We start from the raw sequence: 15,016 nt of genomic DNA, 5'->3' as shown, positions 1-15,016 counted from the left end.
CCGGGTCTGTATAATGGCCCGCTCAACGGGTTCGGCCAAGCCATCTCTATGCTGCGTCTCCTCTTCAAACGCTTTCTCACCCTTGTGAAATGGTTTGCCATCGGCAGTGTGCTGCTGGTGCTGCTGTTTCGTGTCGTCCCGCCGCCGTTCACCGCGCTGATGGTGGAACGCAAGGTTGAATCCTGGTTCGACGGCGAACCCATTGACCTGCAGCGCAGCTGGGTGCCGTGGGATGAGATCTCCGACGACCTCAAAGTGGCGGTGATGGCGGGTGAAGACCAGCGCTTCCCGCAGCATTGGGGGTTTGACTTCGGCGCGATCCAGGCGGCGATCCTGCACAACGAGCGCGGTGGCTCGATTCGCGGCGCCAGTACGTTGAGCCAGCAAGTGTCGAAGAACCTGTTCCTGTGGGCCGGCCGTAGTTATTTGCGCAAAGGCTTGGAAGCCTGGTTTACCGGGCTGATCGAGGTGTTGTGGCCCAAGCAGCGGATTCTTGAGGTGTATCTCAACAGTGTTGAGTGGGATGAGGGGGTGTTTGGCGCGGAAGCAGCGGCTCGGCATCACTTTGGGGTGAGTGCCAAGGGCTTATCGCGACAGCAGGCCAGCTATTTGGCTGCTGTACTGCCTAACCCGAGGGTGTGGAGTGCCAGTCACCCGACGGCGTATGTGGCGAGGCGAGCGGCTTGGATTCGCCAGCAGATGAGCCAGTTGGGTGGGGATGGGTATCTGGTTGAGCTGAACAACTCACGCAAAGCACCCTGGTCCGACTGACACCCCGCGATTCCTGTGGGAGCTGGCTTGCCTGCGATAGCGGTGGGTCAGTCAACAGTTATTTTGGCTGACACGGCCTCATCGCAGGCAAGCCAGCTCCCACATTAAACCGAGTTGACCTGAGACTCTTTGAGCACAAACGAAAATGCCCCGATCTTTCGATCGGGGCATTTTTTTATCTTTTCGCAGCGTTTTAGGCGGCGATCGACAACTTCAGCTTGTTCATCGCGCTTTTCTCAAGCTGACGAATTCGCTCGGCCGACACGTTGTACTTCTGTGCCAGGTCGTGCAGCGTGGCTTTCTCTTCCGCCAGCCAGCGCTGGTAGAGGATGTCACGGCTTCGGTCGTCCAGCACTTCCAGCGCTTCGTGCAGGTTGTGGTTGGAGTTGTCGCTCCAGTCCGCATCCTCCAGTTGACGCGCCGGGTCGTACCGGTGGTCTTCCAGGTAGTTGGCCGGCGATTGGAAGGCGCTGTCGTCGTCCGCTTCAGCAGCGGGGTCGAAGGCCATGTCATGGCCGGTCAGGCGGCTTTCCATTTCGCGCACTTCACGCGGTTCCACACCGAGGCTTTCGGCCACGCGGTGGACTTCCTCGTTGTTCAGCCACGCCAGGCGTTTTTTCTGGCTGCGCAGGTTGAAGAACAACTTGCGCTGGGCCTTGGTGGTCGCCACTTTCACGATGCGCCAGTTGCGCAGGATGAACTCGTGGATTTCCGCCTTGATCCAATGCACAGCAAACGACACCAGACGCACACCCATTTCCGGGTTGAAGCGTTTCACAGCCTTCATCAGGCCGACGTTGCCTTCCTGGATCAGGTCAGCCTGGGCCAGGCCGTAGCCGCTGTAGCTACGGGCGATATGTACAACAAAACGCAGGTGGGCGAGCACCATCTGCCGAGCCGCCCCCAAATCCTGCTCATAGTAGAGACTCTCGGCCAGTTCACGCTCCTGCTCAGGCGTCAGCAATGGAATGCTGTTGACCGTGTGCACATAGGCTTCCAGGTTCGCACCCGGGACCAAGGCATAAGCAGGTTGCAAAGAAGTGGTCATACGAAAAAACCTCCGACTCACATAACTCGTGCAGTGAAGCACTGCGAAAATTGACCGGGAACCGTAGGACAAGTTCCCTAAACCACCAATACGGTCAATACAAACGAAACCACATTAATCTGACATTAACTACTTCGGTGCCAACTCGCGTAAATGACGAGCGACCGCAATCCAAGCACCGATATACCCCAACAATACCGCGCCAAGCAAGAGACTCAGACCATCGGCTACCGGCACACCGGCCAGCGCGAAATCACTGCCGTACAAGCCAGCCAGCCCGATAACCGCGTCGTTCAGCCAGTCCAAGCCAAAAGCCAGGACGCCCCAGGACAAAATCCCGGCACCAAAGCCATAAAGCGCGCCCATGTACAGAAAAGGACGACGCACATAGCTGTCCGTGCCGCCGACCAGTTTAATCACTTCTATCTCGGTGCGACGGTTTTCAATATGAAGACGAATGGTATTACCTATCACCAAAAGTAATGCAGACACCAACAGCACCGTCAGGCCGAACACAAAGCGGTCGCCCAGCTTGAGGATCGCCGCCAGGCGCTCTACCCAGACTAGATCAAGTTGCGCCTGCTGCACCTTGGGCATCTCTGCGAGTTTTTGTCGCAGGGCTTCCAGCGCCGGCTTGTCGACTTCATTCGGCGTCACCAGTACCACGCCCGGCAGCGGGTTCTGCGGCAGCTCTTTAAGCGCCTCGCCCAGGCCGGATTGTTGCTGGAACTCTTCAAGGGCCTGGTCGCGGCTGATGTACTCGGCATCCGCCACACCTGGGATATTCTTGATGTCGTCGCGCAACGCTTCGCCGTCTTTGGCGCTGGCGTCGATGTTCAGGTACAACGAGATCTGCGCCGCGCGCTGCCAGGAACCGCCGAGGCGCTCCACATTATTCAGCAGCAACGACAAACCCATCGGCAGGCTCAGGGCCACCGCCATCACCAGGCAGGTGAAAAAGCTGCCAATCGGCTGCTTGCCCAGCCGGCGCAGGCTGTCGACCAGGCTGGCGCGATGGCTTTCGATCCAGGCGCGCAGCAGGGTGCTGAAGTCCGGACCGTCATCGTCGTGATCGTGTTTTTTCTTCGGCGGTTGCGGATCGGCCGGTTTCGGCGCCACGCGCTCGGAGACTTTAGGGCTGCGTGTCGCACTCATACGCCGGCCTCCCCGTCACCGATCAAGCGGCCGCGTTGCAGGGTGAGCATGCGATGGCGCATACGCGCGATCAGCGCCAGGTCGTGACTGGCGATCAGTACGCTGGTACCCAAGCGGTTGATGTCTTCGAACACCCCCATGATCTCGGCCGCCAGGCGCGGGTCGAGGTTACCGGTGGGTTCGTCCGCCAGCAGCAGGGCCGGGCGGTGCACGATGGCGCGGGCGATGCCCACGCGCTGTTGCTGGCCGGTGGACAGGTCGCCAGGGTAGAGGTCGGTCTTGTCCGACAGCGCCACGCGCTCCAGGGCCGAATCCACGCGTTTGACGATCTCGGCCTTGGACAACCCGAGTATCTGCAGCGGCAGCGCCACGTTATTGAATACAGTGCGGTCGAACAGCAACTGGTGGTTCTGGAACACCACACCGATCTGGCGGCGCAGGAACGGAATCTGTGCATTGCTGATGGTGGCCAGGTCCTGGCCCGCCAGCAGCAGTTTGCCGGTGGTCGGGCGTTCCATGGCCAGCAGCAGGCGCAACAGGGTACTTTTGCCGGCGCCGGAGTGGCCGGTTACAAACAGAAACTCGCCGCGACGCACCCGAAAGCTCAGCTCATGCAAGCCCACATGCCCGTTGGCATAGCGTTTACCGACCTGCTCGAATCGAATCATGAACGCTCCCGCTCGGCAAACAGTGCCTGTACAAAGGGTTCGGCTTCAAAGGTGCGCAGGTCGTCGATGCCTTCACCGACGCCGATATAACGAATCGGCAACCCGAACTGTTTGGCCAGGGCGAAGATCACGCCGCCCTTGGCCGTGCCGTCGAGCTTAGTCAATGCCAGGCCAGTCAGTTGCACCGTCTGGTTGAATTGTTTGGCCTGGCTGATGGCGTTCTGGCCCGTGCCCGCGTCAAGCACCAACAGAACCTCGTGCGGCGCGTCTGCATCCAGCTTGCCGATCACGCGACGGACTTTCTTCAGCTCTTCCATCAGGTTGTCTTTGGTGTGCAGGCGACCGGCGGTATCGGCGATCAACACGTCGATGTTGCGGGCCTTGGCGGCTTGCACTGCGTCGAAGATCACCGAGGCGGAATCCGCGCCGGTGTGCTGGGCGATCACCGGGATCTTGTTGCGCTCGCCCCAGACTTGCAGTTGCTCAACCGCTGCGGCGCGGAAGGTGTCACCAGCGGCCAGCATGACTTTTTTGCCTTCGGACTGCAGCTTCTTGGCCAGCTTGCCGATGGTGGTGGTCTTGCCGGCGCCGTTGACGCCCACTACCAGGATCACGAACGGCTTGTTCGGGGTGATCACCAGCGGTGCTTCAACCGGCTTTAACATCGCCGCCAGTTCGGCCTGCAGGGATTTGTACAGCGCGTCGGCATCAGTCAGTTGCTTGCGCGCGACCTTCTGGGTGAGGCTCTGGATGATCACGGCGGTGGCTTCGACGCCAACGTCGGCGGTGAGCAGGCGGGTTTCGATGTCTTCCAGCAGTTCGTCATCGATGACTTTTTTGCCGAGGAACAGGCTGGCCATGCCTTCGCCAATGCTGGCGCTGGTCTTGCTCAGGCCTTGCTTGAGGCGGGCAAAGAAGCCGGTCTTGTTGGTTTCGACGGCAGCCACTACGGGTTCTGGCTCGATAACCGCAGGTGCAGCGACCTCGACCACAGCCGGAATGGGCGGAGTCACGTGCTCAGCCTGCACATCTTCAACCAGTGCCACGGGCTCTTCGGCCACCGGCAGTTCCGGCCACGCCTTGTGTTCTGGTTCTGGTTCTGGCTCAGCTTCGACCACCGGCTGCAACACCGGCTCGGCCATCGTCAACACCACCGGCTCCGGAGTTTCGGCAACCGGCTCGGCTTCTACTATTGGCTCAGGGATAGGTTCAGGCTGAACCGGCGGCTGTTCGTCGACGGTTTCCTGCGGCTTTTTGCGCAGCCATCCGAACAGGCCTTTTTTCTCGCCAGCCGCAGCTGGGGTCTTCTTGTCGTCGTTGGAACCAAACATGGAGACGGCTATCTCAAGGTAGCGACGCGCCAGTAGGCGCGTCGGTAAATAAAATTCGATGCGTAACAGACTGTTTTTTAGCCAGCTCGTTCATGCGCAACATTTTGAAGGCCAAAATAGGGCCTCAACAAGACAGCCGCAGTGGCCGTCACTCAGTCGGATCAGTATCCTAGCACCTCCTCGCCCGCCGACGCTAAGACCAAGCGGGCAGCCCAACAGGTTTAAAAACGAATGAATGCTCTAGCCCGCCGCGCCGCAGGCCTGCTGTTCAGCACAGTTTGTCTGCCTCTTTCAGCCTTGGCTGCCGACCCACAACCCACCCATGAATTCACCTTGGATAACGGCCTGAAGGTGGTCGTACGCGAAGATCATCGCGCGCCTGTGGTGGTTTCCCAGGTTTGGTACAAGGTCGGTTCGAGCTACGAAACCCCGGGCCAGACCGGTTTGTCCCACGCCCTGGAACATATGATGTTCAAGGGCAGCGCCAAAGTCGGCCCCGGCGAAGCCTCGCTGATCCTGCGCGACCTGGGCGCCGAAGAGAACGCGTTCACCAGCGACGACTACACCGCCTACTACCAAGTACTGGCCCGTGATCGCCTGGGCGTGGCCTTCGAGCTGGAAGCCGACCGCATGGCCAGCCTGCGCCTGCCGGCCGACGAGTTCAGTCGCGAAATCGAGGTCATCAAAGAGGAGCGCCGCCTGCGCACCGACGATAACCCGATGTCCAAGGCCTACGAGCGCTTCAAGGCCATGGCCTTCCCGGCCAGCGGCTACCACACGCCGACCATCGGCTGGATGGCCGACCTGGACCGCATGAAGGTCGAAGAGCTGCGTCACTGGTACCAATCCTGGTACGTGCCGAACAATGCCACGTTGGTGGTGGTCGGCGACGTCACCCCGGACGAAGTGAAAAACCTGGCCCAGCGCTACTTTGGCCCGATTCCCAAGCGTGACGTACCACCGGCCAAGATCCCGATGGAATTGGCCGAGCCCGGCGAGCGCCTGCTGACCATGAAAGTGCAGACCCAACTGCCGAGCGTGATCCTGGGCTTCAACGTGCCAAGCCTGGCCACCGCCGAAGACAAACGCTCGGTACAGGCCCTGCGCCTGATCTCGGCTTTGCTGGACGGCGGCTACAGTGCACGGATCTCCGAGCAGTTGGAACGCGGTGAAGAGCTGGTTTCCGCTGCCTCCACCAACTACGACGCCTACACCCGTGGCGACACCCTATTCATGCTAACCGCCACCCCCAACCAGCAGAAGAAAAAGACCGTCGCCCAAGCCGAAGCCGGCCTGTGGCGCCTGCTGGAAGAGCTGAAGGCCAAGCCGCCGACCGCCGAAGAACTGGAACGCATCCGCGCCCAGGTGATTGCCGGCCTGGTCTACCAGCGTGACTCCATTACCAGCCAGGCCACAGCCATTGGCTCCCTGGAGACCGTGGGCCTGTCCTGGAAACTGATGGACACGGAACTGGCCGACCTGCAAAGCGTGACCCCGGAAGATATCCAGAAAGCCGCGCGCACCTATTTCACCCGCGAACGTCTCAGCGTCGCCCATGTCTTGCCTCTGGAGACCGCTCATGAGTGATCGCAAAAGCAGCCGCCTGATCTTCCCCGGCCTGATCGTCGTCACCCTGATCGCCGCCACCGCCGTGTATTTCCTGCGCCCGAGTGACTCCGTCGCCAGCCCGGCACTGGAAAAAGCCCAGTCGAGCAACAAGCTACAATCCCTGGCAGAGCTGGACGACAAGGCACCGACCAACCGCAAGCTCGACGTACAAACCTGGAACACTGCCGAAGGCGCCAAGGTGCTGTTCGTCGAAGCCCATGAACTGCCGATGTTCGACGTGCGCATCCTGTTCGCCGCCGGCAGCAGCCAGGACGGCAACGTGCCGGGCCTGGCGCTGATGACCAACGCCATGCTCAACGAAGGCGTGCCGGGCAAGGATGTAAGCCAGATCGCCCGTGACTTCGAGGGCCTGGGCGCAGATTTTGGCAATGGCGCGTACCGCGACATGGCGCTGGTGTCCCTGCGCAGCCTCAGCGACAGCGATAAACGTGACGCCGCCCTGAGCCTGTTTGACCAGGTGATCGGCAAGCCGACCTTCCCCGCCGATTCCCTGGCGCGGATCAAGAACCAGATCCTCGCCGGCTTCGAGTACCAGAAGCAGAACCCCGGCAAGCTGGCGAGTCTGGAGCTGTTCAAGCGCTTGTACGGCGATCACCCTTACGCACACCCGAGCGAAGGCACGCCAGAAAGCGTTCCGAAGATTACCCTGGCGCAGTTGCAGGCATTCCACGCCAAAGGCTATGCGGCCGGCAACGCGGTGATCGCAGTGGTGGGCGACCTGACCCGCGCCGAGGCCGAAGCCATGACGGGCAAGATTTCCGCCTCGCTGCCTAAAGGCCCGGCCTTGCCGAAAATCGCCCAACCGACTGAACCCAAGCCTGGCTTGAACCGCATCGAATTCCCGTCCAAGCAGACGCACCTGTTGTTCGCCCAACTGGGCATCGACCGTGCCGACCCGGACTATGCAGCCCTGTCCCTGGGCAACCAGATCCTCGGCGGCGGTGGTTTTGGCACCCGCCTGATGAGCGAAGTGCGTGAAAAACGCGGCCTCACCTACGGTGTGTACTCCGGCTTTTCACCGATGCAGGTACGCGGCCCATTCATGATCCAGCTGCAGACCCGCGCCGAAATGAGCGGCGGCACCCTGCGCCTGGTGGAAGACGTGGTGAAGGACTACCTCGACAACGGCCCGACGCAAAAGGAACTGGATGACGCCAAGCGTGAGCTGGCCGGCAGCTTCCCGCTGTCCACCGCGAGCAACGCCGATATCGTCGGGCAGCTGGGTGCAATGGGTTTCTACAACCTGCCGCTGACCTATCTGGAAGATTTCATGAAACAATCCCAGGCCCTGACCGTAGAGCAGGTCAAGGCTGCCATGAACAAACACTTGAGCGCCGACAAGATGGTCATCGTGACCGCCGGCCCGACGATTGCGCAAAAGCCACTACCGCCCCCCACTGATAAACCCGCCGAGCAGCCGCTCGGGGTTCCGGAGCATTAATGGCCAGTTCATCTCGCCCGAAAAAACCTGTCCACAACGTGCATAACGGTGTGGGCCAGCTGCGCATCATTGGCGGCGAATGGCGCAGCCGCAAGCTGAGTTTCCCCGACGTCGTAGGCCTGCGCCCGACGCCGGACCGCGTACGTGAAACCCTGTTCAACTGGCTCGCGCCCTACATCGCCGGTGCCAAGGTGCTGGATCCGTTTGCCGGCAGTGGCGCGTTGTTCCTGGAGGCGCTGTCCCGTGGCGCCGCCCTGGGCCAGGCGCTGGACGCCAGCAACGTGGCCGTTTCCAGCCTCAAGGAACACCTTGGCACCCTGCGTTGCACCACCGGCCAGGTCCAGACCGCCGACGCCCTGCGCTACCTGGAAACCCAGCCGGCCAGCCAGTTCGACGTGGTGTTCCTCGACCCGCCGTTTAACCAGAACCTGCTGCCGACCGTGTGCACGCTGCTGGAAGAGCGCCAATGGCTGGCGCCGGATGCGTGGATCTATACTGAGAGCGAGACCGCGCCTTCGACCCTGGGCCTGCCGGCAGGCTGGCGCCTGCACCGGGAACAGAAGTCTGGGCGGGTGTATTACGCGTTGTGGCATCGGCTGGTCGAGAGCGCCGCTCACCACAATTAAGTGCGTTCGCCACCGAGAGTTTCATGAAGCCTTCCGTCGACTTGTTCACCCCCGCCTTCGGCCTCGGCAACCCCCACCTGCAAACACTGTGGGGGCCGTTGTGGCGTCCCACCACCCACATCGAACGCCAACGCGAACGCCTGTGGCTGGACGACGGCGACTTCCTCGACCTCGACTGGCACGGCCCCCATGACGCGCAAGCGCCGTTGGTGCTGGTGCTGCACGGGCTGACCGGTTCATCCAACTCGCCCTACGTGGCCGGCCTGCAAAAAGCTCTGGCTGCGCAAGGCTGGGCCAGCGCTGCGTTGAACTGGCGTGGCTGCTCGGGTGAACCGAACTTGTTGGCGCGCAGCTATCACTCGGGCGCCAGCGAAGATCTGGCGGCGGCGATCGCCCATCTGCACGCCAAGCGCCCGTTGGCGCCGCTGTATGCAGTGGGTTATTCGCTGGGCGGCAATGTGCTGCTCAAGCATCTGGGTGAAACCGGCGCGGCATCGGGACTGCAAGGCGCGGCGGCGGTGTCGGTGCCGTTTCGCCTGGACCAATGTGCGGACCGCATCGGCCTGGGCTTCTCGCGGGCTTATCAGAGGCATTTCATGCGTGAGATGCTGGCGTATATCCGCGTCAAGCAGAGCCGTTTTCTGCAGGATGGCCGGGCAGACGGGCTCAAAACCCTGGAAGCCTTGGGCTCACTGGAGAAGATGCGTACGTTCTGGGATTTCGATGGCCGGGTGACTGCGCCGCTCCACGGGTTTCTGAGTGCCGAGGACTATTACCGCCGCGCATCGAGCCGTTATTACCTGGGCGATATCCGCACGCCCACCCTGATCATCCAGGCTGCCGATGACCCGTTTGTGTTCGCCCACAGCCTGCCTGAGGCGAGCGAATTGTCGGCATGCACGGAGTTTGAGCTGCTGGCCAAGGGTGGGCATGTCGGTTTTGTCGATGGAACCCTCAAGCGCCCCGGTTATTACCTGGAGCGCCGCATTCCCGCCTGGTTGCTCAGTCGCCGGTAGCGATTGCCCGTGCCGGATCAGTAATCCACTCGCTCCACGACCCCGCATACAACTTGCCCAACGGATAACCCGCCAGGCTCAGGGCGAACAGATTGTGGCAGGCCGTCACGCCGGAACCGCAATACGCCACCAGTTCATCCGGCGAGCGGCCTTGCAGTTGGGCGGCGAAACGCTGCTTGAGCTGTTCAGGCGGAAGGAAGCGGCCATCGGCGCCCAGGTTTTCGTTGAAGGCCGCACATTGCGCGCCAGGGATGTGCCCGGCGATCGGGTCGATCGGCTCCACTTCGCCGCGAAAACGTGGTTGAGCGCGGGCGTCGATCAGGGTCAGACCCGGCTGGCCCAAGCGTTTTTGCAGGTGTTCGGCGTCCAGCAGCAGGCGGTTGTCCGGCGTACCGGCGAAGCTCCCAGGCTCAACCAGCGGCGCGTCCAGGCTCAGCGGGAAACCGGCGGAGTGCCAGGCCTTGAGGCAGCCATCCAGGATAAACACGCCATCGCGCTTGCCCAGCCAGGCCAGCAGCCACCAGGCGCGGGCGGCATAGGCGCCGGGGCCGTCGTCATACAGCACAATATCGGTATCTGCGCTGATGCCCCAGGCCCGCAATTGCTGAACCAAGGTGTCCGCCGCCGGCAATGGGTGACGTCCAGTGACCCCCTTGGTCACCGGGCCACTGAGGTGTCGCTCCAGGTCGGCGTATTGCGCGCCTTCGATATGCCCTTCGGCATAGCTGCAACGCCCGTAGTCCGGGTCTTCCAAGGCAAAACGGCAATCCAGGATCACCACCCCGCCGGCCTTCTGGCGCTCGGCCAGTTGCTGGGGGCTGATCAGTTGGGCAAGCGGCATGACGGACTCCTAGTGAACAGATTCGGGAAAGGTCCTACTTCACTTCTTCCAATGCTTGATTCAACGGCACGTAAAACTCTTTGAACAAGGCATCTACCGCCTCTTTGGCCTGGGGCGTGACAAACCCAGCCTCCAGCACCAGCACCTGATACACCCCGCGCTTGATCGCCTCGGCGCTCAAGTGGGCAGAGTTTTCATTGGTGGTGCACAGGAAACGCACCCAGGAGGTGAGGATGATCCAGGCATTGAGGGTCAGGGCTTCGGTTTGCACCGGGTCCATATTGAGGATGCCGGCGTCGACGAACCCTTGGTAAATAGCCCCGCCCTGGGTCAGGCAACGCTGGGAGAAGCGCCGATAGCCGGTGGCCAGTTCCGGGTCGCTTTCCAGCAGGTGTTCAAGGTCGCGGTGCAGGAAACGGTAGCGCCACATGCCGGCCAACACGGCCTGCAGGTAGAAACGCTTGTCTTCGACAGTAACGGCGCGACCTTGGGGCGGGCGCAGGAAACTGTCCACCAGCGCTTCATATTCGCGAAACAGCACGGCGATGATCGCCTGCTTGTTGGGGAAGTGGTAGTACAGGTTGCCCGGCGAAATTTCCATATGGGCGGCGATGTGGTTGGTGCTCACGCTGCGCTCGCCCTGCTGGTTAAAAAGCTCCAGGCTGGTTTGCACAATGCGCTCGCTGGTCTTTACTCGGGGTGCCATAGGGGATCAGCTTCTGTACACGTGATGGGGCATCTTACGGCCTAATCTTGCGAGGATAAATCCGCAACTGCGTAATGATATTTGACAATTTAGAGCAATGACTCTAAAAATCCAGGCAGACCTATAACAATCGGGAACGCCGCCATGTCTGCCAACGTTGCCTACCTGCAAGATTCCCAGGCGCTGGACCAGCTCCAGAGCCTGTTCGACACCCAGCGCCGAGCCTACGCCGCCAACCCGATGCCGCCGGCCGCACAACGCCAGCAATGGCTCAAGGCCCTGCGTGACCTGCTCAGCGACGAGCGTCAGGCGCTGATCAACGCGATCAGCCAGGACTTCAGCCACCGCAGTGCGGACGAAACCCTGTTCGCTGAACTGATGCCCAGCCTGCACGGCATTCACTACGCCAGCAAACACCTCAAGGGTTGGATGAAACCTTCCCGTCGCGCCGTAGGCATTGCCTTCCAGCCCGCGTCAGCCAAAGTCATCTATCAACCCCTGGGTGTGGTCGGCGTGATCGTGCCCTGGAACTATCCGTTGTACCTGGCTATCGGCCCGTTGGTCGGCGCATTGGCGGCGGGTAACCGGGTGATGCTCAAGCTCAGCGAATCGACACCCGCCACCGGCGAGCTGCTCAAGACGCTGCTGGCGAAGATCTTCCCCGAGGACCTGGTGTGCGTGGTGCTGGGTGAGGCCGAAGTGGGCATGGCGTTCTCCAAGCTGCCCTTCGATCACCTGCTGTTTACCGGCGCCACCAGCATTGGCAAGCACGTGATGCGTGCGGCGGCCGAACACCTCACGCCGGTCACCCTGGAATTGGGTGGCAAGTCGCCCGCCATCGTGTCCGCCGATGTGCCGCTCAAGGACGCCGCCGAGCGCATCGCCTTCGGAAAAGCGCTGAACGCTGGGCAAACCTGCGTGGCACCCGACTACGTGCTGGTGCCGGAGGATCGCGTCGAAGGTTTTGTCGAAGCCTACACCCAGGCCGTTCGCGGGTTTTATCCGACCCTGGTCGACAACCCGGACTACACGGCCATCATCAACGAACGACAACTGGCCCGGCTCAACGCCTACGTCAAGGACGCTACCGACAAAGGCGCCACCCTGATTCCGCTGTACGACCAAGGCCAGGCGCGGCGCATGGCCCATAGCCTGTTGCTGAATGTCAGCGACGACATGACCGTGATGCAGGACGAAATCTTCGGCCCGGTGCTGCCGATCGTGCCCTATCGCGGCATCGACCAAGCCTTTGCCTACATCAACCAACGCCCTCGCCCACTGGCCCTGTATTACTTCGGCTACAACAAGGGCGAGCAGGATCGTGTACTCCACGAAACCCATTCCGGCGGCGTCTGCCTGAACGACACCTTGCTGCATGTGGCCCAGGACGACATGCCGTTCGGCGGCATCGGCCCGTCGGGCATGGGCCATTACCACGGCCACGAAGGCTTCCTCACCTTCAGCAAAGCCAAAGGCGTGCTGGTGAAACAGCGCCTGAACGCGGCGAAGTTGATCTATCCGCCTTACGGCAAATCGATCCAGAAGTTGATCCAGAAACTGTTCGTCCGCTGAAACCGCCACCCACGGGATAACAATAACAATGAACCCTAGCCTGACTGAAACACCCGCGCTGTCGCGGCGCGGCGTCCTGAAAATCGGCCTGTGTGCCAGCGCCTTCCTGGCTACCGCCGGGCTGGGTGCCAGTCTCAGCGGTTGCTCCAGCAGCACGCCGGCCAGCGGTTTCGTGATGTTGCGTAGCAGTGATCTACCGTTCCTGCGCGCCGTGATCCCGGTGCTGCTGGAAGGTGTGGCCAGTGCCCAGGCAGTTGCCAGCGGCGTTGAAGACACCCTCAAGAAACTCGACTTCAGCCTGCAACGCCTGTCGCCGGAGATGTTCAAGCTCACCCAGCAACTGTTCGACGTGCTGGGCATGGCCATCACCCGTGGCCCGCTGACCGGGATCTGGGGCAGTTGGGAAAACGCCAGCGGCGAGCAAATCCGCAACTTTCTGCACCGCTGGGAAAACAGCTACCTCAACCTGCTGCGCATGGGCCAGGGCTCGCTGCTCAAGCTGGTGATCATGGCCTGGTATTTCCAGCCGGTGTCCTGGGCCCATTGCGGCTACCCCGGGCCGCCGAAAATTTGAATCGCCTCCCCCACAATAAAAACTAGAGACGACCCTGATGCCCGTACCCGATCCCTTCCGCGACGGCATGGCCCGTGGCTGGAAAACCCACAATGGCGCCGCCCTCGACAACGACCTGACTCTGGAAGCCGATGTGGCGATCATCGGCAGCGGTGCCGGTGGCGGCACCACCGCCGAAATCCTCAGCGCCGCCGGCTACAAAGTACTGCTAATCGAAGAAGGCCCGCTCAAGACCAGCAGCGACTTCAAGCTGTTGGAAGACGAGGCCTACACCAGCCTGTATCAGGAGGGCATCGGCCGCATGAGCAAGGATGGCGCGATCACCATCCTGCAAGGCCGTGCAGTGGGCGGCACGACGCTGATCAACTGGACGTCGAGCTTCCGTACGCCGGACGCCACCCTCAGCCACTGGGCCAGCGAATACGCGGTGAAGGGCCACAGCAGCGCCGAAATGGCACCGTGGTTCGAAAAGATGGAGCAGCGCTTGGGCATCGCGCCCTGGGCCCTGCCGCCCAACCCCAACAACGATGTGATCCGCAAAGGCTGCGAGAAGCTCGGCTACAGCTGGCACGTGATCCCACGCAACGTGCGTGGTTGCTTCAACCTGGGGTATTGCGGCATGGGTTGCCCGGTCAATGCCAAGCAATCGATGCTGGTGACCACAATCCCGTCCACCCTGGAGAAAGGCGGCGAACTGCTCTACCTGGCCCGCGCCGAACGTCTGCTCTACAGCGGCGACACGATCGGCAGCCTAGAATGCGTGGCCATGGATAACCTGTGCGTGGCGCCGACTGGCCGCAAAATCACAGTGAAGGCCAAGCACTATGTGCTCTCCGGCGGCGGCATCAACAGCCCGGCGCTGCTGATGCGTTCGGATGCGCCCGACCCGCACAAACGGTTGGGCAAACGCACCTTCCTGCACCTGGTGAATTTCTCCGCCGGGTTGTTCGATGAGGTCATCAACCCGTTCTACGGTGCGCCGCAATCGATCTATTCCGACCATTTCCAGTGGCAGGACGGCACCACCGGCAAAATGTCCTACAAACTGGAGGCGCCGCCCTTACATCCTGCGTTGGCCAGCACGTTGCTCGGCGGTTATGGCACTCAGAACGCCTTGGACATGAGCCAATTGCCCAATACCCACGCGATGCTGGCGCTGCTGCGTGATGGTTTCCACCCCGACAGCCCGGGCGGCAGCGTGGAGCTGCGCGGTGATGGCACGCCGGTGCTCGACTACCAGGTATCGGATTACGCCTGGGATGGATTGCGCCGCGCGTTCCACAGCATGGCCGAGATCCAGTTCGCCGCGGGCGCCAAGTCGGTCAAGCCGTTGCATCACGATGCGCGCTACGTGAAAACACTGGGCGAAGCCCGAACGATGATCGAGGAGCTCAACCTGGAATTGCACCGCACTTGTCTGGGCAGCGCCCATGTGATGGGCGGTTGTGCCATGGGTGAGGACCCGAAAAATGCAGTGGCCGACAGCCTCGGTCGCCACCACCAATTGCGCAACCTGTCGATCCACGACGGGTCTTTATTCCCCACCAGCATTGGGGCCAACCCACAATTATCGGTGTACGGTTTAACTGCCCAACTGGCGACAGCTTTGGCCGAACGTCTGAAAACGGCATGAAAAAA

General features: G+C 61.5%; 14 protein-coding genes. 8 read left to right on the top strand and 6 right to left on the bottom strand.

Going from position 1 to position 15,016, the window contains the following annotated elements:
• Window positions 1-48 precede the first annotated feature (48 nt).
• Window positions 49-771 (top strand): monofunctional biosynthetic peptidoglycan transglycosylase, encoded by a 723-nt coding sequence (mtgA, locus tag WH299_RS12405; protein WP_122729662.1) that lies wholly within the window; start codon window positions 49-51, stop codon window positions 769-771.
• Window positions 772-964: 193 nt separating this feature from the next.
• Here mtgA and rpoH read toward each other — a convergent pair whose 3' ends face one another.
• The 4 genes from rpoH to ftsY all read right to left on the bottom strand — a co-directional run bounded on the left by rpoH (window position 965) and on the right by ftsY (window position 4,973).
• Entirely contained in the window at window positions 965-1,819 is an 855-nt protein-coding gene (gene rpoH / locus WH299_RS12400; RefSeq protein WP_003176698.1) for an RNA polymerase sigma factor RpoH, read from the bottom strand.
• A 129-nt stretch (window positions 1,820-1,948) separates the two neighbouring features.
• Window positions 1,949-2,974 carry a permease-like cell division protein FtsX gene (ftsX, locus tag WH299_RS12395; protein ID WP_123474928.1) on the bottom strand — a complete coding sequence of 342 codons (1,026 nt, stop codon included), beginning with the start codon at window positions 2,972-2,974 and terminating at the stop codon, window positions 1,949-1,951.
• Window positions 2,971-3,642 (bottom strand): cell division ATP-binding protein FtsE, encoded by a 672-nt coding sequence (gene ftsE / locus WH299_RS12390; RefSeq protein ID WP_003234627.1) that lies wholly within the window; start codon window positions 3,640-3,642, stop codon window positions 2,971-2,973. Before ftsE ends, ftsX begins: the two co-directional genes overlap by 4 nt.
• Window positions 3,639-4,973, bottom strand: a complete 1,335-nt coding sequence (ftsY, locus tag WH299_RS12385) for a signal recognition particle-docking protein FtsY (protein ID WP_122686906.1) — start codon at window positions 4,971-4,973, stop codon at window positions 3,639-3,641. The genes ftsE and ftsY overlap by 4 nt, the downstream gene beginning before the upstream one ends.
• Before the next feature lie 231 nt (window positions 4,974-5,204).
• On the opposite strand from ftsY, the gene WH299_RS12380 reads away from it, so the two are divergent.
• The 4 genes from WH299_RS12380 to WH299_RS12365 are packed head-to-tail and all read left to right on the top strand — an operon-like array spanning window position 5,205 to window position 9,685.
• Entirely contained in the window at window positions 5,205-6,560 is a 1,356-nt protein-coding gene (locus WH299_RS12380; RefSeq protein ID WP_068934027.1) for a M16 family metallopeptidase, read from the top strand.
• Window positions 6,553-8,043 (top strand): M16 family metallopeptidase, encoded by a 1,491-nt coding sequence (locus WH299_RS12375; RefSeq protein WP_123474926.1) that lies wholly within the window; start codon window positions 6,553-6,555, stop codon window positions 8,041-8,043. Before WH299_RS12380 ends, WH299_RS12375 begins: the two co-directional genes overlap by 8 nt.
• Window positions 8,043-8,669 (top strand): 16S rRNA (guanine(966)-N(2))-methyltransferase RsmD, encoded by a 627-nt coding sequence (gene rsmD, locus WH299_RS12370; protein WP_122729672.1) that lies wholly within the window; start codon window positions 8,043-8,045, stop codon window positions 8,667-8,669. Before WH299_RS12375 ends, rsmD begins: the two co-directional genes overlap by 1 nt.
• Window positions 8,670-8,692: 23 nt before the next feature.
• Window positions 8,693-9,685: a hydrolase gene (locus WH299_RS12365; RefSeq protein WP_339550390.1), complete on the top strand. Its 993-nt coding sequence runs from the start codon at window positions 8,693-8,695 to the stop codon at window positions 9,683-9,685.
• Here WH299_RS12365 and WH299_RS12360 read toward each other — a convergent pair.
• Together WH299_RS12360 and WH299_RS12355 are read right to left on the bottom strand one after the other, a co-directional pair.
• Window positions 9,672-10,526 carry a sulfurtransferase gene (locus WH299_RS12360; protein ID WP_339550388.1) on the bottom strand — a complete coding sequence of 285 codons (855 nt, stop codon included), beginning with the start codon at window positions 10,524-10,526 and terminating at the stop codon, window positions 9,672-9,674. The genes WH299_RS12365 and WH299_RS12360 overlap by 14 nt on opposite strands.
• A 34-nt stretch (window positions 10,527-10,560) precedes the next feature.
• Window positions 10,561-11,232 (bottom strand): TetR/AcrR family transcriptional regulator, encoded by a 672-nt coding sequence (locus tag WH299_RS12355; protein ID WP_016976019.1) that lies wholly within the window; start codon window positions 11,230-11,232, stop codon window positions 10,561-10,563.
• Between the two features lie 144 nt (window positions 11,233-11,376).
• Between WH299_RS12355 and WH299_RS12350 the strand changes: the two genes are divergently transcribed.
• Genes WH299_RS12350 through WH299_RS12340 form a run of 3 tightly spaced genes read left to right on the top strand, consistent with a single transcriptional unit; the run spans window position 11,377 to window position 15,011 of the window.
• The gene (locus tag WH299_RS12350; protein WP_122729679.1) at window positions 11,377-12,804 is read left to right on the top strand and encodes a coniferyl aldehyde dehydrogenase; all 1,428 of its coding nucleotides are present in this window, start codon (window positions 11,377-11,379) and stop codon (window positions 12,802-12,804) included.
• 28 nt (window positions 12,805-12,832) lie between these two features.
• Window positions 12,833-13,378, top strand: coding sequence for a twin-arginine translocation pathway signal protein (locus tag WH299_RS12345; protein WP_339550387.1), 546 nt, complete (start codon window positions 12,833-12,835; stop codon window positions 13,376-13,378).
• A gap of 37 nt (window positions 13,379-13,415) precedes the next feature.
• Complete coding sequence (locus tag WH299_RS12340; RefSeq protein WP_339550385.1) at window positions 13,416-15,011, top strand: GMC family oxidoreductase; 1,596 nt, start codon at window positions 13,416-13,418, stop codon at window positions 15,009-15,011.
• The last annotated feature ends 5 nt before the right edge of the window (window positions 15,012-15,016 follow it).

The sequence above is a fragment of the Pseudomonas sp. MYb541 genome, assembly GCF_037479595.1.
Lineage (GTDB): Bacteria > Pseudomonadota > Gammaproteobacteria > Pseudomonadales > Pseudomonadaceae > Aquipseudomonas > Aquipseudomonas canadensis.
Note: the sequence above shows the minus strand (reverse complement) of the source record. Positions and strands in the feature narration are given on the sequence as shown.